Source organism: Bdellovibrio sp. HCB337 (assembly GCF_047302465.1).
In the GTDB taxonomy this organism is placed as follows: domain Bacteria; phylum Bdellovibrionota; class Bdellovibrionia; order Bdellovibrionales; family Bdellovibrionaceae; genus JACMRP01.
In genome coordinates this window covers 3241513-3267645 of record NZ_CP178621.1, presented here as the reverse complement: position 1 = coordinate 3267645, position 26133 = coordinate 3241513, and the positions used below count along the sequence as shown (strand labels likewise).

Annotated in this window: 27 protein-coding genes; 14 read left to right on the top strand and 13 right to left on the bottom strand. The window is 47.0% G+C overall.

What is annotated here, in order from left to right; all coding sequences use genetic code 11:
- Positions 1-8 precede the first annotated feature (8 nt).
- The 3 genes from ACLWBB_RS15770 to nrdR are packed head-to-tail and all read right to left on the bottom strand — an operon-like array spanning position 9 to position 1367.
- Complete coding sequence (locus tag ACLWBB_RS15770; protein WP_413288515.1) at positions 9-455, bottom strand: hypothetical protein; 447 nt, start codon at positions 453-455, stop codon at positions 9-11.
- Positions 455-850 carry a transcription antitermination factor NusB gene (nusB, locus tag ACLWBB_RS15765; RefSeq protein ID WP_413288514.1) on the bottom strand — a complete coding sequence of 132 codons (396 nt, stop codon included), beginning with the start codon at positions 848-850 and terminating at the stop codon, positions 455-457. Before nusB ends, ACLWBB_RS15770 begins: the two co-directional genes overlap by 1 nt.
- Positions 801-1367: a transcriptional regulator NrdR gene (nrdR, locus tag ACLWBB_RS15760; RefSeq protein WP_413288513.1), complete on the bottom strand. Its 567-nt coding sequence runs from the start codon at positions 1365-1367 to the stop codon at positions 801-803. The genes nusB and nrdR overlap by 50 nt, the downstream gene beginning before the upstream one ends.
- A gap of 119 nt (positions 1368-1486) precedes the next feature.
- On the opposite strand from nrdR, the gene ACLWBB_RS15755 reads away from it, so the two are divergent.
- The 4 genes from ACLWBB_RS15755 (at position 1487) to ACLWBB_RS15740 (ending at position 4895) form a co-directional block, all read left to right on the top strand.
- Positions 1487-2164 (top strand): hypothetical protein, encoded by a 678-nt coding sequence (locus ACLWBB_RS15755; protein WP_413288512.1) that lies wholly within the window; start codon positions 1487-1489, stop codon positions 2162-2164.
- A 35-nt stretch (positions 2165-2199) separates the two neighbouring features.
- Positions 2200-3396, top strand: coding sequence for an RsmB/NOP family class I SAM-dependent RNA methyltransferase (locus ACLWBB_RS15750; protein ID WP_413288511.1), 1197 nt, complete (start codon positions 2200-2202; stop codon positions 3394-3396).
- A gap of 62 nt (positions 3397-3458) precedes the next feature.
- Complete coding sequence (locus ACLWBB_RS15745) at positions 3459-4022, top strand: hypothetical protein (protein WP_413288510.1); 564 nt, start codon at positions 3459-3461, stop codon at positions 4020-4022.
- A gap of 114 nt (positions 4023-4136) precedes the next feature.
- The gene (locus tag ACLWBB_RS15740) at positions 4137-4895 is read left to right on the top strand and encodes a hypothetical protein (RefSeq protein WP_413288509.1); all 759 of its coding nucleotides are present in this window, start codon (positions 4137-4139) and stop codon (positions 4893-4895) included.
- Between the two features lie 79 nt (positions 4896-4974).
- Here the strand turns inward: ACLWBB_RS15740 and ACLWBB_RS15735 are convergent, their stop codons facing one another.
- Entirely contained in the window at positions 4975-5598 is a 624-nt protein-coding gene (locus tag ACLWBB_RS15735) for a response regulator (RefSeq protein ID WP_413288508.1), read from the bottom strand.
- Between the two features lie 229 nt (positions 5599-5827).
- Here ACLWBB_RS15735 and ACLWBB_RS15730 point away from each other — a divergent pair, with 229 nt between their 5' ends.
- Genes ACLWBB_RS15730 through ACLWBB_RS15720 form a run of 3 tightly spaced genes read left to right on the top strand, consistent with a single transcriptional unit; the run spans position 5828 to position 8276 of the window.
- On the top strand, positions 5828-6670 hold the full coding sequence (locus ACLWBB_RS15730; RefSeq protein WP_413288507.1) for a hypothetical protein: 843 nt from the start codon (positions 5828-5830) through the stop codon (positions 6668-6670).
- Positions 6667-7707, top strand: coding sequence for a hypothetical protein (locus ACLWBB_RS15725; RefSeq protein WP_413288506.1), 1041 nt, complete (start codon positions 6667-6669; stop codon positions 7705-7707). Before ACLWBB_RS15730 ends, ACLWBB_RS15725 begins: the two co-directional genes overlap by 4 nt.
- Entirely contained in the window at positions 7704-8276 is a 573-nt protein-coding gene (locus tag ACLWBB_RS15720; RefSeq protein ID WP_413288505.1) for a hypothetical protein, read from the top strand. Before ACLWBB_RS15725 ends, ACLWBB_RS15720 begins: the two co-directional genes overlap by 4 nt.
- Before the next feature lies 1 nt (position 8277).
- On the opposite strand, the gene lgt is transcribed toward ACLWBB_RS15720, so the two are convergent.
- Positions 8278-9339, bottom strand: a complete 1062-nt coding sequence (gene lgt, locus ACLWBB_RS15715; RefSeq protein WP_413288504.1) for a prolipoprotein diacylglyceryl transferase — start codon at positions 9337-9339, stop codon at positions 8278-8280.
- 86 nt (positions 9340-9425) lie between these two features.
- Between lgt and ACLWBB_RS15710 the strand changes: the two genes are divergently transcribed.
- On the top strand, positions 9426-10172 hold the full coding sequence (locus ACLWBB_RS15710) for a hypothetical protein (protein WP_413288503.1): 747 nt from the start codon (positions 9426-9428) through the stop codon (positions 10170-10172).
- Position 10173: 1 nt separating this feature from the next.
- Here ACLWBB_RS15710 and hisS read toward each other — a convergent pair whose 3' ends face one another.
- On the bottom strand, positions 10174-11418 hold the full coding sequence (hisS, locus tag ACLWBB_RS15705) for a histidine--tRNA ligase (protein ID WP_413288502.1): 1245 nt from the start codon (positions 11416-11418) through the stop codon (positions 10174-10176).
- A 145-nt stretch (positions 11419-11563) separates the two neighbouring features.
- On the opposite strand from hisS, the gene ACLWBB_RS15700 reads away from it, so the two are divergent.
- The 4 genes from ACLWBB_RS15700 to ACLWBB_RS15685 all read left to right on the top strand — a co-directional run bounded on the left by ACLWBB_RS15700 (position 11564) and on the right by ACLWBB_RS15685 (position 14876).
- Complete coding sequence (locus ACLWBB_RS15700; protein WP_413288501.1) at positions 11564-12013, top strand: DUF3299 domain-containing protein; 450 nt, start codon at positions 11564-11566, stop codon at positions 12011-12013.
- Between the two features lie 8 nt (positions 12014-12021).
- Positions 12022-12717, top strand: a complete 696-nt coding sequence (locus tag ACLWBB_RS15695; protein ID WP_413288500.1) for an ABC transporter ATP-binding protein — start codon at positions 12022-12024, stop codon at positions 12715-12717.
- Position 12718: 1 nt separating this feature from the next.
- Positions 12719-13984, top strand: a complete 1266-nt coding sequence (locus ACLWBB_RS15690; protein WP_413288499.1) for an ABC transporter permease — start codon at positions 12719-12721, stop codon at positions 13982-13984.
- A 91-nt stretch (positions 13985-14075) separates the two neighbouring features.
- Positions 14076-14876 (top strand): hypothetical protein, encoded by an 801-nt coding sequence (locus ACLWBB_RS15685; protein ID WP_413288498.1) that lies wholly within the window; start codon positions 14076-14078, stop codon positions 14874-14876.
- A gap of 9 nt (positions 14877-14885) precedes the next feature.
- Here ACLWBB_RS15685 and ACLWBB_RS15680 read toward each other — a convergent pair whose 3' ends face one another.
- The 5 genes from ACLWBB_RS15680 to ACLWBB_RS15660 form a co-directional block, all read right to left on the bottom strand.
- Positions 14886-15506 (bottom strand): glutathione S-transferase family protein, encoded by a 621-nt coding sequence (locus ACLWBB_RS15680; protein ID WP_413288497.1) that lies wholly within the window; start codon positions 15504-15506, stop codon positions 14886-14888.
- Positions 15507-15827: 321 nt separating this feature from the next.
- A complete protein-coding gene (locus tag ACLWBB_RS15675) occupies positions 15828-17660 on the bottom strand; it encodes an adenylate/guanylate cyclase domain-containing protein (RefSeq protein WP_413288496.1) in 1833 nt (610 codons plus the stop codon).
- A gap of 12 nt (positions 17661-17672) precedes the next feature.
- A complete protein-coding gene (locus ACLWBB_RS15670; protein WP_413288495.1) occupies positions 17673-19298 on the bottom strand; it encodes a hypothetical protein in 1626 nt (541 codons plus the stop codon).
- Positions 19298-20950, bottom strand: a complete 1653-nt coding sequence (locus tag ACLWBB_RS15665) for a FecR domain-containing protein (protein WP_413288494.1) — start codon at positions 20948-20950, stop codon at positions 19298-19300. The genes ACLWBB_RS15670 and ACLWBB_RS15665 overlap by 1 nt, the downstream gene beginning before the upstream one ends.
- Positions 20947-21138: a hypothetical protein gene (locus ACLWBB_RS15660; protein WP_413288493.1), complete on the bottom strand. Its 192-nt coding sequence runs from the start codon at positions 21136-21138 to the stop codon at positions 20947-20949. The genes ACLWBB_RS15665 and ACLWBB_RS15660 overlap by 4 nt, the downstream gene beginning before the upstream one ends.
- 212 nt (positions 21139-21350) lie before the next feature.
- On the opposite strand from ACLWBB_RS15660, the gene ACLWBB_RS15655 reads away from it, so the two are divergent.
- Both ACLWBB_RS15655 and greB read left to right on the top strand, forming a co-directional pair.
- The gene (locus ACLWBB_RS15655; RefSeq protein ID WP_413288492.1) at positions 21351-22520 is read left to right on the top strand and encodes an NAD(P)H-dependent flavin oxidoreductase; all 1170 of its coding nucleotides are present in this window, start codon (positions 21351-21353) and stop codon (positions 22518-22520) included.
- A 10-nt stretch (positions 22521-22530) separates the two neighbouring features.
- Positions 22531-23007, top strand: coding sequence for a transcription elongation factor GreB (gene greB / locus ACLWBB_RS15650; protein ID WP_413288491.1), 477 nt, complete (start codon positions 22531-22533; stop codon positions 23005-23007).
- A gap of 52 nt (positions 23008-23059) precedes the next feature.
- Here the strand turns inward: greB and ACLWBB_RS15645 are convergent, their stop codons facing one another.
- Together ACLWBB_RS15645 and ACLWBB_RS15640 are read right to left on the bottom strand one after the other, a co-directional pair.
- A complete protein-coding gene (locus ACLWBB_RS15645; RefSeq protein ID WP_413288490.1) occupies positions 23060-23647 on the bottom strand; it encodes a hypothetical protein in 588 nt (195 codons plus the stop codon).
- A gap of 110 nt (positions 23648-23757) precedes the next feature.
- On the bottom strand, positions 23758-26016 hold the full coding sequence (locus ACLWBB_RS15640) for a hypothetical protein (protein ID WP_413288489.1): 2259 nt from the start codon (positions 26014-26016) through the stop codon (positions 23758-23760).
- Positions 26017-26133 lie beyond the last annotated feature (117 nt).

The window sequence follows — 26133 nt, the reverse complement described above, 5'->3', positions numbered from 1 at the left end:
TGAGGAAATTAATCAAGCACGAGTGTGAAATCTTCGAAGCTGTGGTGTTTTTGCCACTCCTTTTGAAAGGACCCGGCATTTTGTCCAGTTGGAAGAAAAATTCGCAACGATGGATGTTTGAGGTTTTCCCAGATAGCGGAGGCTTCACGCACCCACAGTCCAAAGTTTGGTGACGTCGGAACAACGACGACCCACTTGTTTGGGAAAAAGGCCTCGGACGTAATCATCAAAGGCGCTTCTTTCGGCACACTCAGCTCGTAGGTTTCAAGACCTGTTTCGCGCTGAATGAGTTTTGTGAAATTGCGTGTGTCAGGGCTGAGATGTCTTTGGTTCTTGATGATTTGAAAATTCAAATACCAGTCTAGCTTCTGTGTCCAACGGCAGCTTTGAAGATCTGGAACGATCCAGAGATCCGAGCCGGGATTGAAAGCATTTGCCAAAGACAAGACGTTCATCAATGGCCCTTTGCGATTTGATCGAGAAGTCCGTTCACGAAACTTGCGGACTCTGTCGTACCGAATTTTTTCGCGATTTCGACAGCTTCGTTAATCGCAATGTTTTCTTTTACAGGATTTGCAGAAAAGCGCATTTCGAAAGTGGCTACACGCAAGATATTGCGATCGATCGTCGCCATGCGCTCGACTTTCCAATGAGAACTTGCCGCTTGGATTTTCGAATCGATATCAGCTTTGCGGGATAGCACGCCACGAATAATTTCGTCAGCATAACTAACAACTTCTTGATCCATAGAAGCCCCAAGGACCTCCATCAAATCGCTGTTTGAAATTTGCGGTGCAAACTCAGTTTGAAAGAGGACTTGTAGTGCGAGTTCCCGGGATTGTCTTCTCATCGTCTTCAGGCTTTCCAGAATAGTTAACAGAGGTTAATGGCAATTGTGGATTGTTCGGATCGGCAATGTCTGCCATCTCCATGTCTTCAAGAGTTTCTACGAACTCTTGAACATCCTTGAAGGTACGGTAGACGCTTGCAAAGCGAATATAAGCCACATCATCCAGTTGTTTGAGCTCTGTCATAACACGAAGACCCAGCAAACGGGCAGGAATTTCGTTCTCTCCGCGGCTCACAATCCAAGTTGCAATTCTTTCCACCACAGCTTCGATTTGAGCGAGGCTGATAGGACGCTTTTGGCAGGCTGCTTGAAGACCTTTAAGGATTTTTTCTTTGCTGAAGGGTTCGCGGCGTCCGTCTTTTTTGATTACAAACGGAAAGCTCACCATGAGTGTCTCTAGTGTCGAAAAACGAGCTTTGCACTCGAGGCATTCGCGACGACGTCGGATCGAGCCGTCTTTCTGCACACGTGTGTCTAAAACTCTGTCGTCACTATGAGCACAATAAGGACATTTCATGGTCTAAAGTCTCGTTTCTTCTACTTTTCCTAGAGTACGAAAGCTCGGAAAGCGGCGTCAATAAAGGCCTCTAGAAAAGCCTTTATTGACTACAAGAGTCATCCACTTATGATTAAAGAATGAGAACTATTCTGCCATTTCTGATTGTTTTGTTGGGTTTTCAAGGTTTCGCGGAGGCTCAAGGAGCCCCTCGTGTAGGGCGCGGAGCTGCGTCAAAATACTTCGGACAACGTACTCCGGATCAGGAGGAAGACGAGCAAGGGGCTAAGGCCAGCTCGTATGTTGGTAATTCTGCGGCATCTTCAGGTCCGACGGATCATTACTTGGCTTTGCATTTCGGCAAAATGATGAGTTCAACTGCCTATGAATGGGGCACTCCGAGCAAGCAAAAGGACGTCGGCGACTTTACCGGCGGACTTACTTACCGGGTGGGCGAGTGGAAAAACTCGATGGACCTGAATCTACGCATCGACTTTATTCAATTTAAAGTCGCAGGTTCTGGCGAACAAAAACCTTTGAAAATGTCGATCTTGCCGTTGATTACATTCCCAGATGCGAGCTCGAAGTTTCCTTTGTACTTCGGTTTTGGTGCGGGGCCAGGGGTTTTCTTCCGGCAGACAGACAATGAAGCCTCATTGACTTTGGACTATCAGTTGATTGCTGGAGCACGCTTTTTTGATGTCTTCGAGAACGCTGGATTTTTCATCGAGACTGGTTTAAAAAACCACCTGCAGCTTTGGAACTCGGGCCAATTTAACGGCACCTTCCTGTCTGCAGGAGCGGTATTCACATTCTAAGCGAAAAAAAATCTTCGCCAAAATTTCACCGTCATTTGGTTGAACATATTGTTCAGGCCGTGGTGGAGATTTTTACGCAAAATCGTTATGCCGACAAAGTGATCGAGCGCACCTTCAAAAACCAAAGGAAGTGGGGCGCCCGCGATCGTCGTTTTTTCGCAGAAAGCGTTTACGAAATCGTACGCTGGTGGCGTTATTTGGGGGCGCTTGCGGGTTTTGATCCGACAAAAACCGCTGTTGATACAGCCGCCGTTTGGCAGATTTGGTCTGCGTGGTGCTATGACACCCATGGCACTTTGCCAGAGTGGGAAGAAACTAAAAAATTCGATACGCAGAATTTTGCGGCTCGCAAAGAGAGTATTTCCTCGGTCGCGATTCGAGAGTCTGTTCCTGATTGGCTGTATGAGTACGGTCGTCAAGAGTTCGGCGAGGAGTGGAATCAGATCCTGCACGCCATGAATCAACCCGCGGAAGTCTTTTTGCGCGCTAATACTCTGTGTGGAACTCGTGAGGAGCTTCTTCGCAAACTCAAAGGCGAAGAAATCGCCGTTACACCCGTTTCGGAGCTGGATGCAGGTTTAAAACTTTTAGAAAGAAAAAACCTGGCGTCGAGCGAAAGTTTTAAGCAGGGACTTTTTGAAATTCAAGATGGTGCTTCGCAAATGGTGGCGCCGCTTTTGCGTCCAGAGCCCGGTATGAAAGTCATTGATGCTTGTGCAGGAGGCGGGGGCAAAAGTCTTCACCTTGCGGCACTGATGAAAAATCGTGGCAAAATTATTTCTATGGACGTGCATGCTTGGAAATTGGAAAGCTTGAAAGAACGTGCACGCCGTAACCATGTCGACATCATCGAAACTCGTGTGATTGACTCTGACAAAGTGATCAAGAGTCTTGAAAAAAGTGCGGATCGGGTGCTTTTGGATGTGCCATGTTCTGCGCTCGGAGTCCTTCGTCGCAATCCTGATACAAAATGGAAACTAACTGCTGAAGAAGTACAAAAGATTCTGATTTTGCAATCAGAGATCCTACAAAACTATTCGCAGATGGTGAAGCCAGGTGGATTGTTAGTCTATGCCACTTGCAGTTTGATGCCTGCTGAAAACGAACGTCAGGTGAAGAAGTTCCTCGAACACAACAAACAAGATTGGAGTTTGGTCGAGGAGTTGCATACTCTGCCTCATCGTGAAGGCTTTGATGGTTTCTATGGCGCTCTCTTAAAAAGGCGCTCCTAAACTCATGATTCTAGTCTCTGGTCGTGTCTAAGGCTGCGGCTCGAATGCCGATAAATCTAGTAATGAGATTTCTAGTTCTACTTTTTACAAGTCTAATGATTTCGTCTTCGGTATTTGCGGAAGCGTTGATTGATTTGGGATTTACTTATTCTGCAGATACTTTGAATGCGGATGCGGAGTCTTCAAGCACGCAGTATTTTTATAATGCAAATTTTCTCTTCAACATAGATCGCAAAATGCAGTGGACCGTTGGGTGGACTGTTCTAGGTATTTCCCAAACGGGTTCTGTGGACAGTACGAACACGACTTATTCGTCTTTTGATATCGGACCGGCATTGCGCTGGAATATCGACAAGAACGGCATTTTCAGCACGACGGTTGCGTACGGCTACATCGCCAAGGGAACTTACACCTCAGGCAGCACTAACGAAACCTGGGAAGGAACGAGCCTATTTGGACAGTTCTCGTTCCAAGCTCCGATCCGAGATGATAAATTTTACATTGGTGTGAGCTTGAATTACTATGCCGCGACCTATGCGACGAAAACTGTCAGTGGGGTAGAATCTTCAACGGATGCTACGAAATCTTGGATCTTCCCAATGATTAGTTTCACCTGGCGCCCTTAAACTAGCGACCTGCCTGGATAATAAGCTTATTTAATACAAGGCATCATTATTTTTGAGATTGAAAATTTGCGATCCCCTGTTAGAAAGCTGCAAACCAAACAGGGGGACGCTTAAATGAAACTTCTTTCTCTAGTGTTTGTTACAGCTTTGGCAATCAACGCTCAAGCCGCTGACAAAATCGACGCAAAATATTTCGAACTTACAAAAATGACTCGCACTGATGTTACTGAGCAATACGATGCTAAGTTCGGTGCAACTACTTTCGCACAAGCAGGTCTTTATGAGAACTGCAACACTGGTGCAAACAACGGCACTAACGGCAACATGGTTACTTTCGCTGGTGAAGCTCCAGAATTGGGCTTGGGCGTATTGGATCAAGCTGAAGTGATCATCGATCAAGTTATCAATTTGGGTAAAAAAATCTGGGCTGTTGTTGAAACTGGTCGCCCTGTTGTTAACGTTCAAGCTTACACTGCAAACGCTCTTCCAAAAGGCGTTCAATGCTGGTCTGACCTTTCTGGTTGGCAAATTCCTCAATCTAAAGTTTACCGCGTACAATACGAAAATGCTTATGGCATGAAAGTAGTTGATTTCGCTTACCGCGTGACTTTCACAGCTGGTGGCTCTGTTAACGGTCAAGGTAAATACATCACTAATGCGACTATCATGCCTGCAGACGTGAACGTTTCTTGGGGTTTCACTTTCAACGCTTCTGCAGAAGTACCAAGCGTATTCAACACTGGCTCTAAAGAAGATCCAGTTGCTGGTATGCAATTGTTGATGAAGTGGTCTGTTGACACTGTTATGAACCACGTAGAACAAGCTGAGACTTTCTACATCGGTGGCGACAACACGTTGAAGCACTTGGAGTAGTTCTTAACGAACTCTCTCTAAGCTCTCATTCGAGTAGCTGAATTAATACCCACGTCTGAAAAGATGTGGGTTTTTTATTTTAGACGACTTTTTTCGTTGCCTGGCTTTTGAGTTTTAAATTTTCTTCGGCTTTCAGAAGAAAATCTAGGCGCGATTCTAAAGACTCCAACAAAATTTCCATATTGCTGTCATTGTCGATCGTGTAAGTTTCCAATTCGTCACCCAAAAGCATGCGGATGTGAGAATAAGACTCTCGCAACTTTTGCATAATCTCGTGAATCTGACGGCGGGTTTTCATCAAACGGGCTTCGTTCATCAGCTCTTCCACGCACTGTAGAATACGGGATATATCTGCTGGCTTTTCAATAACACGCAAAACGCCGCTACCGACAGCAGTCATAAGGTTGCTTTTGTCCAAGTACCCAGACAGAAGCAGCGACGGAAATTGAAATCCTTTTTGATGAGCGCGCTCGATGAGCTGCAAGCCGCTGATCTTTGGCATTTTCAAATCCGTGATGAGGACTTCAAACGGACAAGCCTCATGAAACTCGAGAAACTTCAAAAGCTCTTCTGGTTGATTGAAAGTCAGCACTTTGTAGTGCTCTGACAAAATAGCAGAGTAGACTTCTGTGATTTCTGCTTCATCATCGACAAAGGCGATTGTTGGTTTGTCGTTCTGGGTGTCAAGCAAGTTGCCCTTCATGTGTGCTCCTCATAGGACTTTTCGGTCGTATTCGTGGGGGTAAACAGACAATTTATTTTAACCCCTTCTCAACTTGAGAAGGGCCCGGGAAGATCCACGAGAACCCGGCAGAGTGACGATTCCGTGGCCAGGCTTGTAGTCCTTACAGGCTGGGGGGCTTTGTCGTGGAAATCAGTACATTTAGAGGTGGCCCTTACATTGCTTATAGCAAAGCGGGGTATTACGCCAAATGAAGAACCAGTTAAAAACCGCCCTCGGGGCCTTAGCCATTTTGCTTATGTTTTCGGGCTGTCAAAAAGACCGGAACGAAGCACCAAGAGATCCTCTCGATGAGAATTACAAGCTCATCGACAAGGGGGACTATGGCCAAGCCATTCAAAAACTGCAAGAGTTGGCGGTCCAGGACCCACGCCCTCAGGTGAAGGTGGCCTTGGCTTCGGCGTATGCGGCCCGTGGTGGTATTCGCGTTGAGCAGTACTGGGGATTCGTCGTTGGCTTTAAGGCTCCTTTGGTTCCTGCGGAAAGCTTGAAGATGACCGGCACCGCCGAGAGCCTACAAAAAATCGCAAAACAAGCAAAAGGTGACATCGACCCTCGTGATATGAAAGCCCTCGGTGGCTTGGTCAACACATTGGCCGTGTGGGATCGTTACAAGGACCGCGTGGATTCGATCCCCGTTGTACAAGGTCAGGCGTTGGTCGATCTGAAAATCGCTGTGGATACTTTGTCGATGGTACAAACTCCAGGTGGCCGTCTATATCGCGCCATTTTAAATCTGATTCTTTTTAAATCCTACGTAACGGCATCTGCGCAGTTTTGGACTGACTTCAATAAAGCGATTGAAGATGTGATCGCAGGACGTATCGAAGTCTTGTGTCGTTTTGACTTTGAAGTTCTTCTGAAATGGCTGACACCGATTTCGTATCATCTTTCAGAAACCATGACGGATCTAAGTATCGCCTATCCTGAAGATAGCGAAGAGCTTCTAGACGCTCGCGCCGTTGTCCAAGCAGTCTACGCGACGACTTTGGATGCCGTGACCGAACTTCGTAAGAAAAGGACCTGCCAATGAAAATCTGGGTAGGACTTTTCTTATTGCTAGTGACTTTGCAAGCTTCTGCTTTAGAAGTGCCAAGAGCTATTTCGATGGGTGGCTCTAACTTTACCAGCCGCAGTCTTAGTCACGTCTGTTTTGGAATGGACGCGCTGATCGAAGGCCTGCCGTGCAATCCAGCTTTCACTGCAAAAGATCGGCGTAGTCAGTTTCAGACACAGTTCTTTTTTGGAAACAATGTTTCCTATGTCCGAGACGTCAGTCAGCTTTTAGATGGTACTGGGGACGAAGGAACTGTTGAGCGTCTTTTTAATCAAAAAGCTAGCGCCGAGATGGAAGCAAATATCCAAGCAAGTTTCATTCGTGAAACGTGGGGTTTGGGGTATTCACCTTATCGTCTGTTTTATTATTCCCTTATTCGCAACTCGGCTCTACCTGTTATCACTTTGTATGCGGGCCAAGAGCAGAGCTTATCCGGGCAAATTGCAAGCTTCGTAAAAGATAATTTCTATTGGGGTCTGCAACTGCGTGCGGTGGATCGCAAGTTTATCTTAAGCGAATTTACACTGACAGATGCGCTGGCGTCGGGTGGTAATGACAATTTTGATTCTAAAACTCAACGAGCTCTGTATATAGAGCCCGGCGTTCTTTATTCTTTCGAAGAAAAACCATGGAAACCGCAAGTGGGACTTACGATTAAAAATGCGGGTCTGGTTGATAAAAAGTACGACGAGCTTTCAACAAGCCCTGACTGGCATTTAGCGGGTTCGGTACGTCCACCAGTCGGCATGGGCGAACTCGAATTGGGAGTGGATTTTTTGTTTAATTCTTATATCGAAGAGGCGAAAGAGATGCCTCGTATCGGGGCTTCTTACAAGCTGGGCGCCATGCAAGCATTAGCCAGCTACGGAGCTTATGAATACTCTGCGGGCTTCTTGTTGCACTATGATGGCTGGAACGGTGGCCTGACTTACTGGCGTAAGAAATTTGAAAACCTTGTCGGCGAGCAGGATCAATTGCAAACCGTGTATCTCGAATTGGGGTTTGTCCTATGAGATATACGTTGATGGTCCTCCTCTTAGTGCTCTTTAGTCTGTGCCGCTTGCAAGCTCATGCATACAGCTCGGATTTGAATTATTACGAAGGCCCGGCACAATGGGATTCTTTTAATAAGTACATGAGAGAGCGCCAAAAAGAAGACCGCGTGACCGGCATGAGCTACATGATCAGCGGTGCGATCGCGACCTTAGGTGGTGTTGCCGGTTACTATAACTCGGATGATTCTTTCAGTCGTGGTGTTTATGCCATTGCTCAGTCCGTTGGGGTGGCAGCCGTAGGTTACGGGGCCAATCGTTATTGGAATGGCAACGAGTACAATTCTTTCTACTATGCAGTGGAAGGGGCGCCTTTAACTTCGGCGCAAAAGGCAGAACTTTTACGTCGCTTCTTAGAAAAAGAAAAAGAAGAACGCAATAAAACCCGTTGGATCAAAATCGCGACGCATTCATTGATTGCGGCGGTGAACTTGTACAGCGCATCCCGTGAAGAAGATAAAAACGTGCGCGGAGTTTTAAACTTCCTTGCCGGCACGAATGCGATTATCGCCTTTTCGTATGCTTTCTAGATTATTTTCGGCCTAAGCGGATGCTGTGGCCACGGTTCCAGCCTGGGATATTCAGAGAGTTGGATCTCATCCACAAGAACATCATAGAAATTCCGATGAAGAACATGCCGACGCTTAGCCATTGGCCACGAGTCAGTCCCAACCATTGATACCCGATAGCGGCATCCGGCATCCTGAAGTACTCATCAAGGATGCGAACCAAAGAGTACAACACGATAAAGGTCGCCGCGATAAATCCTGGTTTGCGGCCTTTTCTCCAAAGGAAGAATAAAATCAAAAATAATAGCAAGCCTTCGCCGAAAGCAGCGAACAGTTGCGAAGGGTAGCGTGCCACTAAGAGCGGCGCCAAAGATTCTTTGACGGCGCTATTGCCATTTTGAATTTCAGTCACCACTTTCGCGAGAGCATCGTACACTTGGCTGCGAGTCACAGTGTCGAATTCAAATTTTTGCAGCATCTCAAGCCACTGCTCGCTATTGATGTTCACTTTATCAACCACACTCGTCAGGCTGCTAAGCTTTGCAAAGTCTGCGGTTGGCCAATTCAAAATATCTTGTGGGAATTTCACAGAAAGTGGGAAGTCGTCCGGAGCTGGTCTGCCGACAAGCTCGCCATTGATGAAATTAGCAATACGGCCAAAGAACACGCCAATAGGGCCAGAGACCGACACCAAATCCAAAAGATACAAAAAGTTAACACCGTGGCGACGGGCAAAAAACAAACAGGCAAGCACAATACCGATCATGCCACCGTGGCTGGCCATGCCGCCTTCGTTGATCGCGAAGACTCCCCAAAACGGGAAGTCGCCTTTGAATTTAAGAAACAGGTCCGGAGAATAAAAAATCACATAACCCAAGCGGCCGCCTACCAAAGTGCCGATAGCCACGTAAGTGATAAAGTCGCCCACCATGTTTGGATTCAGTCCCGCACGTTGGCGCGAAGTTAGCCAGCGGATCAAGAGGTAAGCGCAGATAAATCCAATCATGTACGATAATCCATACCAGCGAATGCCGAAATGTTCAGAAAACTGTATAGCAAATGGATTCAAATCGTGGACGTACATACAACCTCAGTCTCAATCTTAGACTTACAGATAAAATCTTAGACCCAAGTCCCCCCAAAGGGCAAAATTAAAAATGGAGGATTCCTATGTTTCATTTCAGATCACTCCTGGCCCTCTTTGTGATGGCCTTTGCCTTCAATGCGGGGGCTCAGTCTTCCGGGGGCGGTGGCGAGTTCACCAAAAGGGCGGAACGTCGCGAGAGCTCGCGCTGGACGCTGCAGGAATGGCTTGCTCAAAAAGACCGGAACCGCATGATGGACATGTGGCTTTCGATGAATTCGCCTTCTCCTTACGAGTTGATGTTAGGGGTTTCCTATAACAGCTACGAGTTGGATGCCGGGGGCGGTGCGGCCGTTGATAAAAACACCTCTTACCAAGGAACATTTTCGGCCTACGCTCAGTTCGTGGGGCTGACTGCCGAATATGAAAACAACACTCAAGAGGGCTTCAATGACCTGAGTGGTCTCTTTAACCTACGTCTTTTAGGAAGCTCAATTCAAGGTTCCTACCTGACCCTGCATTATGGGATGCGAACCCGGAATCAAAATGCACCAGAGCTTCGCATAAGCCAGCAATTTGCCCAGGTCAGCCTACAAATGTATGCGATCAAGCAGTTCGGCTTTGATGGACTTTACCGTTCCTATTTGCCGACTACCGAGGCGACCTTAGGGGACGTAAAGGGAACTTTGACCGAAGGCGGGGCCTTTATTGATTTCAAAAACTTCCGGGTTTTTGGTTCTTGGTACAAAGACGTGCAAAGTACGACAAACGCCGGCACGACGGTAGAAAACATCCGCACCGGGATACGGAGCGGATTAAAGATATTCTTTTAAATTATTTCAACTTAGCGATCAGTTCTGAAAGCGACAGGTTCTCTTGTGAGCCCGCTTTCAGATCTTTCACGGCGATCTTTTGCGCAGCCACTTCGCTTTCGCCCAAAACAAGAGCATGAGTGGCTCCCATCTTGTCAGCTTTTTGGAAACGCTTGCCCATTTTGCCAGAGATCAGCATCTCGGTTTTAAAACCGGCAAGTCGCAGTTGGTGCGCCACTTTCAAAGCGGCACTTTCACCTGCTTCGTCGGCAGGGATGACAGCCAAAAGAGCTTCTTGCTTTTGATACTTTTCAGCAGGAACCAGATCGGATAGACGATCAATACCTGCGGCCCAACCCACGCCCGGAGTTTTTGGTCCGCCCATCATTTCGATGAGGGGGTCATAACGTCCACCAGCAAGCACGGTACCCTGAGCGCCAAGCTCTGTGGTGACGAATTCAAATACTGTGTGGCAATAGTAATCCAATCCACGCACCAGTTTTTGATTCACTTTGTAGGGGATCCCCAAATTTTCAATGCCTTTAAGAATGTCAGCAAAAAACTTTCGAGAAGCGTCGTTCAAGAAGTTATGCATCTCTGGGGCGTTGGCGATCAAAGCGCGATCGCCTTCGTCTTTAGAGTCCAAAATGCGCATTGGATTTTTCTCTAAGCGGGTTTTGCTGTCGGCGGAAAGTTTGTCCTGATGCTGACTGAAGTACACAACCAAAGCATCACGATATTTTGCGCGGCTTTCAGCGTCGCCAAGAGTGTTGATTTCAAGCTGGCATTTATCGGCAATCCCGATCGCCGTCAAAAGATCCCAAGCCAGGGTCAAAGACTCAACGTCTGCCAGGGGCGAATCAATTCCCAAACATTCAACGCCCAATTGTTGGAACTGACGATAGCGCCCTTTTTGTGGGCGCTCGTAACGGAACATCGGACCCGAGTAATAGAATTTCAATGGAAGATTTTGCGCCATACCCTCAGAGATAAACGCACGTGCGACCCCCGCAGTTCCTTCCGGGCGCAAAGTCAGGCTTTCATTGCCACGGTCACTAAACGTGTAAGTCTCTTTGCTGACGACATCCGAGGTTTCGCCCAAAGTACGATGGAAAACTTCAGAAAACTCAAAGATCGGAGTTTCGATCTCGCCATAACCGTAAAGCAAAGACAGCTTGTGCGCCATCGACTCGACGAAACGGAATTTAACATTATCTTCTGGAAGTAGGTCGCGAGTCCCGCGGACTCTTTGGAATTTCGTACTCATTCAAGCAACTTACCACCAGCCCTGCGGAAAGGGTACCTGATCGCCCTCCTGGGACGCGATGCGCAAGTTGTGACTTCGTTTTCAAGGGCCGGATCTAGTTGCAAATAAATTGCGTTAACACCAAGGCCTATGAGATATTGGCAGAATGAAAAAGTGGTTGATTGGTTCTGGAATTCTAGTGCTTGCCGTTGTCGTGGGTGCTTCGTTGTTTCATAAATTCTCTGGCGGCGCTAAAGGCCAGGGTGTTGAAGTCGACTGGCGTCTTCTTTTGCAAATGGACTACGTGACCGGCAAATCCAGCTCCGAGCTTCAAGCATTGAATGGCCGTGCCGTGAAAATTCCTGGTTTCATGGTGCCTCTCGAGGACAATCAACGAGCTGTCACCGAGTTTTTGTTGGTGCCAAGTCCGCAAGCTTGTATCCACGTACCGGCGCCTCCACCGAATCAAATGGTTTATGTGAAAATGAAAGAAGGGGTTGAAGTTGCTTTCGGCCCGATCTGGGTTCATGGCACTCTGAATTTGGTCACGAAAAGATCCATGTACGGTGAATCCTCTTTCGAAATTATTGGTGATAGCGTCGAACCTTACAGGTAGGTCTTAGAGTGAATCTCATCGAAGTTAAAAACATCACGTACCGCTACCCAAATTCCACCAACGACACTCTGGCTATTTCTGATTTCACCGTTAAAAAAGGTGAGAGAGTCTACATCTATGGCCCGAGTGGCTCTGGGAAGACGACTTTTCTGGAAGTCCTCGCTGGAATTCTGAAAGTAAATCAAGGCGAAGTGAAAATCTTGGATCAGTCCTTGTCGAGCTTGTCTGAAAAAGGCCGTGACCATTTCCGTGCCGAACATTTGGGTTATATTTTTCAAAGCTTCAATTTGATTCCGTACCTGACCGTTCAAGAAAATATCTCTTTGCCAATTCATCTCAGTAAAAATCGCCAAAAGCGTCTCGAGAACGAAGACCAAACATCTGTGATTCGCCACTTGTGCACACGGTTGGGAATCATTGCTCACATGGATAAAAAAGTGACCGAGCTCAGCGTAGGGCAACAGCAAAGAGTTGCGGTGGCTCGCGCGTTGGTCGGTCGACCTGACTTGATTTTAGCGGATGAACCAACATCGTCTTTGGACATGGATCATCGTGAAAAGTTTTTGGAATTGATGTTTGAGTTGTGTGAACAGTACGGAACAACCGTTTTGTTTGTCAGTCATGATCGCAGTATTCAGCATTTGTTCTCGCGTTCGGTGTCTTTAGATTCTATCAACCATGCAACAGCGGCGAAGGGGGGCTAAGATGGTTTTTCTAAATCTTGCTATACAATCCCTGAAAAACCGCGCGTTAGCTTCAATCCTGACGGTGGTTTCAATCGCATTGAGTGTGGCGCTTTTACTGACGGTTGAAAGAGTCAAACGAGCAGCGGAAGAAGGTTTTACTCAAACCATCAGTCAAACTGATTTGATTGTGGGTGCTCGCAGTGGACCGGTGCAGTTAATTCTGTACACGGTTTTCAATATGGGGAATGCGACACACAATCTTTCTTATAAAACTTATGAAGAGTTCAAAAAACATCCGGCGATTGCGTGGACCATTCCATACTCTTTAGGGGATGGGCATCGTGGCTTCCGCGTTGTGGGAACCACTTTGGATTTCTTCGAACACTATCGTTTCCGCGGAGACTCTAAAGTGGAACTTTCCGAGGGGAAAGTACTGGAAGGTCTTTGGGATGTCGTCATTGGTGCGGATGTCGCTCGGAAGCTGAACTACAAACTCGGTGATAAAATCGTCGTTGCCCACGGAGTTACCAAGGGCGAAGGCATTCAAAAACACGACGACAAGCCGTTCACGATCGTCGGTATCATGAAACCAACAGGCACGGCACTTGATCAATCAGTGTATGTCAGCCTCGAAGGCATCGAAGCGATGCACATTGACTGGCAGGGTGGGGCGGCGCCAACGCCAGATAAAGTTGTGCGTCCGGAAAATATTCGTAAAGAAGATATTCACGTGGACCAGATCACCGCGTTTTTTGTTGGAACAAAATCGCGTATCGAAACTCTGCGCCTTCAACGAGAGATCAATAACTACAAAGACGAGCCACTCTTGGCGATTATTCCAGGTGTCACTTTGAGCGAGCTGTGGCACGGGCTTTCTTATGTCGAGCAAGTGTTGAAGGTGATTTCATGGATGGTGGTTGCTGTGGGCTTTATGGCGATGTTGATTGCATTGACCACAAGCTTGAATGAGCGTCGCCGTGAAATGGCCATCCTGCGCGCACTTGGTGCTGGTACTGATAAAATTTTGGCGCTTCTTGTTTTTGAATCTACGCTTCTGACTGTGGCGGGTATTTTGTGGGGGACGCTTATTTCTGTTGGCGGAACCTTGTTGCTTCGCCCGTGGCTTGAGATTCAATTTGGTTTCTACTTGCGTGGTCCGATGCTTGGTACGCTTGAGTTTGCTTATCTGGCGGCGACTTTAGTCGGCGGTATTCTTATTGGCTTGATTCCTGCTTTCAGAGCGCAAAAGATGGCTTTGAAAGACGGACTCAGTGTGAAAATTTAATTCATCGAACAAAACAAACAGGTCCTCTGAACGTCTAGTAAACGGGGTCGGAGGATTTACAAAGAGTGAACCCGCATGCTTCGATAAAAAGATGAAGCATATAAAATACATTCCATTTTTATTCGCCGTTCTTGCAACCGGTAGTGCTTCTGCTGCGGATGTGAGAGCTCCCTATAACGAAGCGATCATGGCGATCGTAAAGAAAATGCCTAAAGGTGGAGGCTACGAAACCACCAGTCGTGCTTTTAAAGCGCTGAAATCTTCAATCACACTTGGCGAGGACACACTTGAAGTGGCGGAAAGAAAAGCAAGACCAAGCTTTTGCAGTTCTGCGACTTATGTTGTGATGACGGAACTAATTTCTCAGATGCAAAAGGCACAGCAACTGACTTTGACTCCGGATACAATGAAGGCGCTGCTTGTGAAGGGCGAACCTGATGGAGCGGGTGTGTGGGGACGTTGGAACGCGAACGGCCCGGGGACTGCGCGCTTTTTCTACGAGTTGAATTTAGGTAGCAACTTCACGAATATCGCGGATGCACTTCCGGGCGATTTTATGAAAGCTTTTTGGACCGATGCGATTGGCCACAAAGAGCGAGGCCACTCGGTGATATTCACAGGCACGAAGCAGAGCTGGAGTGGAAAGCAGATCTGTTTTTGGTCTAGCAACTCTGGATCGTTAACCCAGGCTGCGGGTTTTGGCGAAAAATGTCTAGCAGCGAAAAAATTCCGTCGTATGTTGTTCTCAAGACTGCAGACAATCGAAAACCTGAATCACATTCCACAAAGAATGGCCCCAGAAACTTCAACATATAAGGATCAATACTTGGCCGATATGTTGAAGCGCGCGTCTTCACAAAAAGAAATGTGCGAAAAAGTCGGCTGCCAATAGATCCGCGGACTAGCCTTGTTCTGCCAAAGCTTGGCGCTCAAGTTCTTTCATAGAGGGATGTGCAAGCATAGCCTGCACGTACTCGCGAACGGGACCGTCAAGCTTCACACCATAGCTCACAAAGCGCCAAACAACAGGCGCATAAAAACAATCCGCTAAACTCCAAGCACCAAAAAGATAAGGTCCCAAGTGGGCATGGGCCTTACGGCATTCAGTCCAAATCTCTTGAATGCGCGCAACATCTTTAGCAACAGGGGAGTAGTCAAAGTTAGTCAGACGCTTTTTGATATTTCCAGGCATAAGCTTACGAAGATCAGCAAACCCAGAATGCATTTCACAAACCACAGCGCGCGCCCAAGCACGAGTTTTCATATCAGCAGGCCACATCTGCTTTTGCGGAAATTTCTCATTCAAATATTCAGCAATAGCGAGCGAATCCCAAATCCCAAGATCCCCATCATGAAGAAAAGGAACACGAGCAGAAGGCGAGTGCTTCAAAATTTCAGCAGTCGTGTTTGGCTTATCCAGAAGAATAACAACTTCATCAAAAGGAATCCCCCAAGAATGAAGAGCCAACCAAACCCGCCAAGACCAAGTAGATAAATTCTTATCCCCAATAACAAGCTTCATAAAAAAACCTCGCAATACCAACGACCTATCCCACCCACGCCCAAGGAGCAACCCAAAACACCCCAAGTCGACAACAAGCAGATGCGAACAAAATGTACGTGGATAGAAAGGAAAGATCGGAGACGAAAACGCCAATTTCGAAGACGGAATTTGCTCTGGGCTAGGAGCCTTGGAAAAGCCCCATAGGAGACCTTGACGGGCCCATGGATGGGCCCTTCCGCCTGGGTACAGGCGGAAGAGTCACAGCCTGGAGGGCGAGTCGACGCCGGGGATTTGCCAAGGCTCCTAGCCCAGAGCAAATTCCCGGGTTCGAAGCCGGTATTACGCGGCGTCTTTGATTTTAACTTTGTCAGCGCCTTCGGCCTCGTAGTCCGAGTAAGGAGTACGTATTTCAACGGGTTGCCCGTTCTCCATATAGCCGCGCACCTTATACATCTTAATAGCGTCAGAGCGACCCTTAACTTCGGCAGCTCCGGCATAATCTAGAATGAAAGCATCACCAACATGGGCAATAACGTCGTCAGTAACAAGCAAGTCTGCACCGAAGGCCTTCGTAGAAGCCTCGATACGAGAAGCGGTGTTCACAGTATTACCGATGACCGTGTACTCCATGCGCTCATCAGAGCCGATTGTGCCCGAGATCGCAGTTCCTGCATGTAAGCCCATACCGATCATCAGAGCAGGTTCGCCACGAGCCATGCGTTTTTCATTCAGTTCGGCCAAGCCTTTGCGCATTTCGATACAAGCGCGAAGGGCATTGTGTGAATCCTTGTCAGAGCTTCTCGGAGCTCCCCAGATCGCCATGATCGCATCCCCGATGAACTTATCGACGACGCCACCGTGTCTGTTGATGATACCCACCATCACGGCAAAGTATTCATTCAACATCGCGACCACTTCTTCAGGTTTACGTTTTTCAGAGAAAGCGGTGAAGCCACGGATATCGCTAAAGAAGACCACAACTTCTTTGGACTGACCACCAACCCCGATGTCTTTATTGATCAAGTCTTCCGCAACTGAAGAGCCGTGGAACTTGCTGAAGAGGTTTTTCACTTTATCACGTTCTTTCAAACCCTCGGTCATATGGTCAAAGGCTTTGGCAAGATCGCCCACTTCGTCGTGGGATTTAACGTGCTTGGTTGCTTTTACGTCGAAGTTTCCTTTAGAAACCATCTCGATCAAGCTTGCAAGTTTTTCGATTGGCGAAGTCAGCGTCATCGAGAACACGAAGATCACAAACAACGATCCCGAAAGTACTAAACCTGTCAGGTAGAAGGCTTCACGTTTTGCATCTTGAGCAGGTTCAAGAATCAATTCTTGTGGTAATTGTGAAATGACCGTGACGCCGAAGGAAGTCTTGTTATAAGCGCCGATCATCTCTGCGCCAGAGTCTGAGTCTTTGAACTTCATCTGACGACGAGGTGTTTGCTCTCCGAGTGCTTTAGCAACGATAGGGGAGGCCGTCATGCTCAGACGAGCCATCGCTTTTTGTTCATCTTGATGGGCGATGAGTTCGCCTTGACGATCCACAAGGAAGAAAGTTCTTTCAGAGCGTTCGCCAAATGGTTTTTGCAAAACAGACAAATCAATATCAATCAAAGCGACGTGCGAAATGCGACCTTGTTGGTCTTTTACCAACGGAAGACCAATGGTGAACATCGCAGGGCCTTTGGCATAAGAAGCATTGCGAATTTCAACAGATCCTTGTGCAACAGAGCGGATTGGGAATTTTTGTTGATCACGAACGCGGGCGATATATTCAGGTCCCAAAGTGTATTGGGTTTTCAAGAAGTCTTCTTTCACGCGGCGGGAAACAAGTTCTACCGTCGTACCATTCAGTTTTAAGATCTCCATCGAGACAAAACGTTTATCTTTGGTAAAGTTCAGCTCGAAATCATCAGAAGAAGTCGCTGTTGGATTTGTGGCACTTTTATAGAGGATTGATGCAGATGTTTTAGATTTATCCACCAAAGAAGACAAAATGTTTTCAACTTCAGTTGCTCGGGATGCGGCGAACGCCTGATTGCTATATTCTTCTCTTTGCATAGAGGTTACAGCGAAGATCTGTGAAGTACGAAGGGCGATCAGCACCGTTGCACTTAGCAAGATCAAAACTGTCAGAACAATCAGTTTTGTAGAAATAGGTATTCTCATAAGCATCCTCTCCTAAAATCCATACTCTGCATAAAAACTTAAATATTGTCCGGTGATACGACTTTCATCGTAGGTGCCGGGGCCTTCGCCTGCAGCGCCAGTCTTTTTGGCTTTGTAAGCGATTTGATCCATACGGGTCGTCAAGCCCATCAATCCTGTAAAGCGATTGTTGAAGCGATAACTTCCCATCAATCCCAACTGATAAGAAATACGCGGTTCTGCGTTATTTCCATTCGGGGATTTCATAGTTAAAAGACTGTAATAAATATGACTGTTCACTTGGAATCCAAGTTTCGGAGTCAGCGAGTGCCAGTACTCAGCGCCCACATGAGGTCCCGCAACCGCAGATTGGAAGAAATCCACAGTATCATCTCCGGTCGTACTCGGAGTACCAAACAACTGTGGGAATTCTTTGTAGTAGAGCCCCGCACTTAAGCGGCCTTCACCGCGCTCACCCAAGACGTGACGTGAAATTGCACTTAGTTCTACAGAAGCATAAGTGTGGTTCGCGCCCGAGATCACAAAGCCGCTCAAGTCGATGATGCCTAAGAAACCCCAGCGATCATCTTTTGTGAAGTAGCCTGCGCCCAAGCGCCCTGTACCACCCAATGCGTCGGTAGTCGTACGGCCGCCGGTTTCAGGAGTTTCACCGTAATAATTAATTTGTGTGATTAAGTAACTCGCAATACCGTACCAGCCGCTCAATCGATCAATCGATTTTCTAACAAGGGCAGTGTATTCAGCAGCAGGGGTACGAGTGCCATTTACGACTTTGAAAGTGGCTTTCGCAGTCTCAGAGTTTTCACGCATGTTGCCCTTAGCTTTCACATGCAAGCTGTAAGTACCGCCAGGAAGTTTTTCGTCAAAGGCAAAACTTTCGGCATCAACGTTTTCTTGAACAAGAACTTTTTCAAACTTCTTTGTTGTCGGGTTGTAGCGATTCAACGTCAGATCGTATTTTTCAACAGTCTCTGGGCGCGACCACTTGATCTCGCGTACGAATTCACTCTCAGGTGGAGTGATTTTTGGTGATTCAATTTTCTTACCAATCACAGAGAAGCTAGTGACTGTCGTAGAATCACTCTGCATCGAGTTCTGGCCAAAGCCAGTAACTTTCCAAGTATAGTTCTTCGCCACAGGAATTTTCGCTGTGTAAGAAAGATCCTTCGTGGTTTCAACGACCTGAGTTTTGCCATCTTCAGAGTTCAATTCGAAACGGTATTCGTTAGCACCATTCACTGGCGCCCACTCGAATTTCTGTGAAATCTCGTCATTTTCTTCGGCCTTGACCGCTGCATTCGCAGCAGGGGATTTCACTTTTACTGGATCCAAGTTCACGTCGAACTCACTTTGTGGACTCCAGTCACCTGGAACTCCACGGATATCTTTAGAACGCAAAGACATGGTGTATTTACCCGGAAGAAGTTTTCCGACCCAAATTGCTTCTTTGGTTTTAAAGACCATCGCTTTGCCGGTGCCGCCTTCTTTCATAACAGGGCGGATTTCGACGTCATAACTTTTTGCATCGGGAACTTCTTCCCACTCAAAGCTCACCTCACGGCGATAGGTCTGCGCCAGTGCTGCTTCAGCACCGGTCAGAACTGTGAGTAGTAATAAGATCGCGAACAATAAACGCATCAATTAACCTTGATCTTCTTTAACGTTGGAGCTTTCAAGTTGCTCTTATCTGGAACAATCAGTTTGCGAGGCATAGCTTCTTCACTGCTTCTGCCGTGTTGGTCGACGACAGTCAGTTTAAGTTGGTATTCACCCGGCATCAGATTCTTCAAGTTCGTTGTATTCGTCGTATATTTCAGAGTTTTAAGCTCTTTGCCTTCTTTGTTGCTAATTGTAAGGATGTACTCCTTAGCACCTTCTGTTTTTTCCCACTGAAGTTCCGTGCGACCATCAGCTTGCGCAGTCAGGTTGCCTTCAAGTGGCAAAAGTTTCGGAGCGGCCAAGAGTGGCAACGGAGCTACTGCAATCTTGCGATGCTGAGAAGTTCCGATAATATTTCCTTCTTTATCTACTGCTTCCAGAGACGCGATATAGCGACCAGGCTTTTCAACCTGAGGCTCTGCTTTGGTATCTTTCAACTCGAGAGTTTGCACTTTGGAAGGATCATCACCTTCTTCAAAGTATTTAAGTCTCCAGTAAGAAACTTCTTGATTGCGATCCGAGTTCCAAGAAAGCCCCAGCTTCGGAGTTTGCAAATAGAACTGAATTTTATCCTCTGGCACAGTCCATGAAATTGCGACAGGTACTTTCGGAACAATCTTCTCTTCAAGCTTAGTCACAGTGAACTTTTGAATTTTTCCAAGTACCGGTTTGTCGGAGCCCTCGAAATAAGAACTCATACGCCAGTAGTATTCGCCCTCTTGCAAAGCGGGCAGGGTGTAAGCTTCTTCTGTTGTGAAGTTCTGAGTCGCCACCTTTTGTTTCAGCATAGGATCTTTCGCGACTTCCAAAACCACGCGTGAAGTTTCATCACCTTTTTGCCATTTAAAGGCCATATCAAAAGGAGCTTTGTTCACAGGAATCTTCGCATCCGCCAATGGGAACACCACTGTCGGCGCGTAACGAGCTTGGATATCAGTACGATAGATAGAACTCTCGGCCATGACCTTTTGAGTTTTAGGATCTGTGGCAACGAGTTTCCAATAAGGCTTACCGATTGGCAGAGATGTTTTTAGAGAGTCTTCGCCTTGCGGAGTTACTTCCTTCCACTCTTTCATGTCTTTACGGCTAGTGCCCGTATGAAGAGAGACCTTAAGTCCAGCTGGGAAGCCTTTCCATTTAAATGTCAGATTGTCTTTTAGATCGGCATCGACATAAGCGACTTTACCTGGAGCCGGAGAAAGAATTTGCAGGTCGGCCTTGTTGAATTGCAAACCATTCGAGCCCAAAGCACCAGCATTGCCAGTAGAAATAACTTTGTCTTTACCATTCTTGTCTTTGATGGAAGCAGAACCTTCTAAGACTTGGACGTCAACTTGGTTGCCGCCAGATTTAGAAAGACTCGCGGATGCTTTACTCAAGTCAACTTTACCAGAAGCAGAGTTCAAGACGAGTGATGTCGTGCCAGAGCCTTCGCCTTCTTTTGCGGCTGCAACGAAGAGACTACCTTCCATCAAGTCGAGGGCGATTTCGCCTTTTGATTGTTGGATCACGATCAGAGATTCAGGTTCCAAATCCAAGTAACGATTTGAGTCCGCAAACTGAATGCGCACTTCCCCTTTTTCAGAGGTACGAATGGCTTCGCCGTTGAACAGTGGTTCACCAGTGCTCACTTCTTGCCTAACAAGCGCGTCGCGGGACGGCGATGGATTTCATCGGTCACTTTTCCTACGAATGCGAGAGGCTTTTCGTCATTGGTCAGAGATTTGCTTTTTGTCAGGTAATACCAGGTAAATGTTGCACCGAAACCTGTGCAAGAAAGCAGTGCTGCCCATAATAAACGTTTCCATTGCGATCTCATCAGAGACCTCCCTAGATACCGTTTCGGCTAGAATTCTTCAATAGTTAAGGGTACTTAGACCAAAGGCCATAACGAAAGTGCTCGTGTTCGATTTCGTCCCGGATATCGGGGGCAAAACACGATATGACAAAGGCCGGATTTTCCCTATACTAACTTGTGAAACTTAAGTTATTGTTTCAAGCGATTGTTCGCCTATTCAAATTAAAGAGGTAATGATGACGCAAATGCCATCAATGAAGCTAAGAAATACGGAAGTTCAAGTTCCCATCATTCAAGGGGGAATGGGTATTGGTTTATCGAGCTATACTTTAGCCGGGGCTGTAGCACGTGAAGGCGGACTTGGAGTTTTGTCTAGTGCAGGTCTGGATCGTATCGTTGCGGCTCGCCAAGGTAAAAAGTTGATGAAAGCCCGTGAAGCGGCGGCTCAAGATGTTCGCGATGCGAAGACTTTGGGTAAAGGCGGCGCAGTTGGTATGAACATCATGGTTGCCGTTATCAATCAGTATGAAGACTCTGTTCTTGGCTCTATGGATGGCGGCGTTGACGCTATCATCAGCGGTGCCGGTCTTCCTATGGCTCTTCCTGAAATCGCTCTTCGTCACGAAAGAAACAACGATGTTGCTTTGATTCCAATCGTTTCTTCTGGTCGTGCGATGGAAGTGATCTTTAAACGTTGGAAACGTACTGGCCGTTTGCCAGACGCAGTTGTGGTTGAAGGCCCAAGAGCCGGTGGTCACATTGCATGGAGAGAAGTTGCAGAAGCACTTGCTCCAGAAAATCACTTAGATAATTTGCTTAAAGAAGTTTTCGAAGTTGTTAAAGACTGGGGCAATATTCCTGTCGTTGCAGCTGGCGGTGTTTATACTCACGACGATATTAAAAAATATCTCGAGATGGGTTGCGCAGGCGTGCAAATGGGAACTCGTTTCCTTGCAACTTACGAATCTGGTGCGAATGCAGAATACAAAAAAATGTTGGTAGAGTGTAAAGAGGAAGATATCGAGCTTGCAAGCAAGCCAGGTTCTCCGTGCGGAATGCTTTTCCACGTTATTAAACAATCTCCTTTCTATCAACAAGCTGTGGCTCGTGAGCGTGCTCCGAAGTGCGACAAGGGTTACTTGTTGAACAAAGGTCATTGCCCATCTAAACACGAAAACGAAAAGACTTTCTGTATCTGTAATGGTCTTTTAGCTTCGATTGATTTGAACAATCAAAACGAGAAGAACTTGTACACTGTTGGTGCTAATGCTCATCGCATTGATCGCATCATGAGTGTTCACGAGTTGATGGCTGAACTTCAAGGTAAGCAGGTATCTGCTGAAATGATGAATCTTCCAGTTGAAGATGTTCGTGCTCACCAGAGAGTGTCTCAACTAGGCTAATAGGTCTTTCATGGACGACGCAAAAAACTACATTACTCCGGCTGGGTTGGAAAAACTCAAGTCGGAGTACCATGAATTAATGCACGTCGAGCGTCCCAAAGTTGTCGAAGTGGTGACTTGGGCCGCGGGTAACGGCGATCGTTCAGAAAATGCAGATTATCAATACGGAAAAAAACGTCTTCGTGAAATCGACAAACGAGTTCGCTTCCTTATCAAACGCATCGAAGCGGCAGAGATGGTGGATCCAAAAACCATTAAATCCAGCACTGTCTTGTTTGGTGCTACAATCACAATCCTGAACGAAGATGAAGAAGAACACACATACCAAATCGTTGGTGAAGATGAGTTCGACGCCAAACTTCGCAAAGTTTCCTGGAAGTCGCCGATTGCGAAAGCTCTGTTAGGCAAAAAAACCGGGGACGAAGTCGTGATTAAAAAACCCGCCGGTGATGAATACGTCACTATTGAAAAGATTGAATACAAATAAAAAATCCCGCTGCAAGAGCGGGATTTTTTTTACCTTGGTATTTGCTTACGGATTACTTTTTCACAGACTCGACAGAGATCGCCATCGCTTCTGAATATGTGGCTTCGATTTGATCTCCGACTTTAATATCTTTAAAAATATCAGCACGGCGAATTGGCAGGGTGAGTGTGTTCTCGGGCCCTTTTACTGTGATGGATTGTTTTGCAGTATCGACTTTGGTGACCACTCCACGGGCCACGACTTTTTCGGTGGCGACGGCTCCAGGTTTTTGGCCGGGGGCTGCGCGCGAGAAGTCCGAGCTTGTTGTGACCGTGATAGGCTCTTTACTGCCTTTTTTAAGTTCCCAAACAAGGGACTCCAGATAGCTCACACGAATTGTGTCGCCCTTTTTGATTTTGTCGAAGTTCTGAACTTCTTCGCCGGCAGTAACAGTGTGTTCGCTGCCATCTTCGGACTTCAGTTTTAAAGTGCGCTTCTTTTTGTCGATCGACACCACTTTGGCTTGAGCCTCGATGGCGTTAACGGATTCGACTCCGCGTGGTTTGTCCGAGCTTACTTGGTTTGGAATTGTGGCTGGATCTGCAGCCAGAGCGGTAAAAGAGAATAAAGTTGAAAGGGTGACGATTGTTCTTTTAAGCATGCGTTGTCCTTTGTGGTGATTGTTTATGCCAACACTCCACCAAGGGCCTACGCATGAGTCAAATTACGAAAACGGCACAGAGAAGCTCTGTGCGCGTTAACAGAAAGCCACTATTGCAGTGGCTTTTGCGGTTTTTGTTTGAAGCCCCACTTGCGCTGCAAAACTTGATTGCGGCGAACGTAGTCTCTCAAGATACAAGCTCTGTCTTGATAAGGTAGATCATACAGGCGCTTACTAAACTTCGGCGTGGTTTTGCCTTCGGCAAAGATTGGTTTGCCGTACATACCATCACAGATACTTAAATCTACATCCGAAGGCCAACGGCTTGTGCCCAGCATATAGAAACACAAAGTCAGTTTCATTTCATAGTTTGGCCCGCCAGGCCCTTCGCCGTTTCTGCGCACTTGATTGTCTAAAGACGTCAGTGCTTCTTTCAGCGGAGTTTCAAAGAACTCGACAAATGGATCGATGGATCTTTGGATCGTGGACTGAGCACTCAAAGATTTGCGGCGTAAAATCTCGAGCGAGTCTGCAGAATAGAAAGAGTAAAGTTCTTGCAAATAATCTGTCGCAGCGAGGGCCTGCAACGGAAGATCGCCTTGTTTTAAAATCAAAGCCTCTAAGTGTTGACGCAAACTGAATTGAACACGGTTTTGTACGTACCCAGTCCCAGACGTCAGCTTCGCATCCACCATAATAAGATCGCGCGCATCTTCAGGAGTTTTCGTTCCTTGGGCCACGGACTCGATATGATCCATAATCGATTGCAGTTGCACGATCACGTCTGCAGTAAAATCAGGTACAGCGGGAGCTAGAGCTGGAGTTCTTAAGAAATTCAAGATCTGCTGAAGAGCTGTCTTTGGTGACAAACGGAGTTTATCGCTGTCGCCCTTAGGCTGAGCCTCTTCAAACACCAGACGCAAGTCTTCACCGAGCAGGTTCGCAGACTCGATATCAAATCTTTGCTTCGCAAGATCGTGCCAAATTACAAAACGTGGCTCGACCAAATCAATATCGATAGTCACAGGAATATTTTCCGCAGCCAAAAGTTGTAAAGTGACTTGCGAGAACGTCATACCCGAATACTTACTGACCAATTGATTGTATTGAGTGCTATCAATACCCAAAAGATAAAAAGGAACGTAGCTCGCAGGATGGATTGAGCAAAGCGGATTTGAACTCGTCATACCTGGCATCGTCGTACAAAAAGAGTCCGACATGTTGGCGATAAATTTTTGTAAAAATCCGAATTTTGTATCCTGAGATGTCGCTTGCAAAAACATAGGTTTGTATTTCGCAAGATAGCCCTGGAATCTGCGCGGAGATTGTTGCAAGGCTTGTTTTTTGTACTCGAGCTCTTCGATCTTAAATGCATCTTCCGGAGAAGAAACACTGCCAGAGCCCGTGCGCAGGCGTTCCAACCAGTTAATCACGATCGGCAAGCTACGACGGTTTAAAGTGATGCCTTGCCATACAGGGTCTTGAGCCAAAGAAGATCCCGCTTTTGCCACAACATCAATCGAAGACTGGCTATCGCGAGCCGCACAGTAAATCTGATTCATTTTTTCAAGCGCACACGTCAAAGCCACGGGGCTTAGTGGTGCTACAAAACGGCTGATTTTTTTAGCGGTGCTAAGGCGCTTGAAGTAATCCATCACGCCGCCGACGATTTGCAAGCCGGCACCCATGGCTAAGGCTACACCAGAAGCGGGTGCTACGACCGCAGCGCTATAGCTGACAGTGCTGCCAAGGCCCACAAGCTGTTGCAAAAGATCGGGCTTTGCGGCCCAGCAAGATTGATTAGCAATTGCTTGATCCATCGCCACGTTCGTCGAAGAGACCAGAATTCTTAAAGCTTCATTCTTGCGAATGCGACGATCACTTTCCATTGCAGCGACACGCTGACCTTCTGCGCCTGAAAGATAAATTTGGATTTCTTGGAGTTGAGTTTTTAGATCCTGACGAGCTGTCGCATCTGTTTCAGTTGCAAGCAGCAAAAGAATCTCATCTTTTTGTTTTTTGTAACGTAGGTACTCGCGTTCTGCATCGCTATAGGTGTTTTCGTTGGACGAAGGCCAGATGCTAGAAGCTTGAAGGTGGGCTGATTGTAGAGAGGCCACCGCTCCCGCCAAAGATTGGCATTCCGGAGCTAGTGCTGCGGCTTTCATCAAGTCACCCAAGGACTTTACGACAATCAAGGCGTCAGATGCGATGCCGCCTGTAAGGGTGCAGCCAGGACCGAAGGAATCTAACAGTTTAGAAACCATCTCTGCATCTTCTTGTGTCCACTTATCGCCACCAAAAATACCGGCTTGTGCTTGACCTGTCGTCAGGCCAAAAGCCACTGCTAGAACTAATAGAAATTTCATGAAAACCCCTCGCACATATTGGAATAATCGGTCACAGGTTCGTCAATCAATCGGAATATACGATTGACTCGATGGATCGGCTCAGAATCGACTCTGGGGTTCAGTTTCGAGAGATTT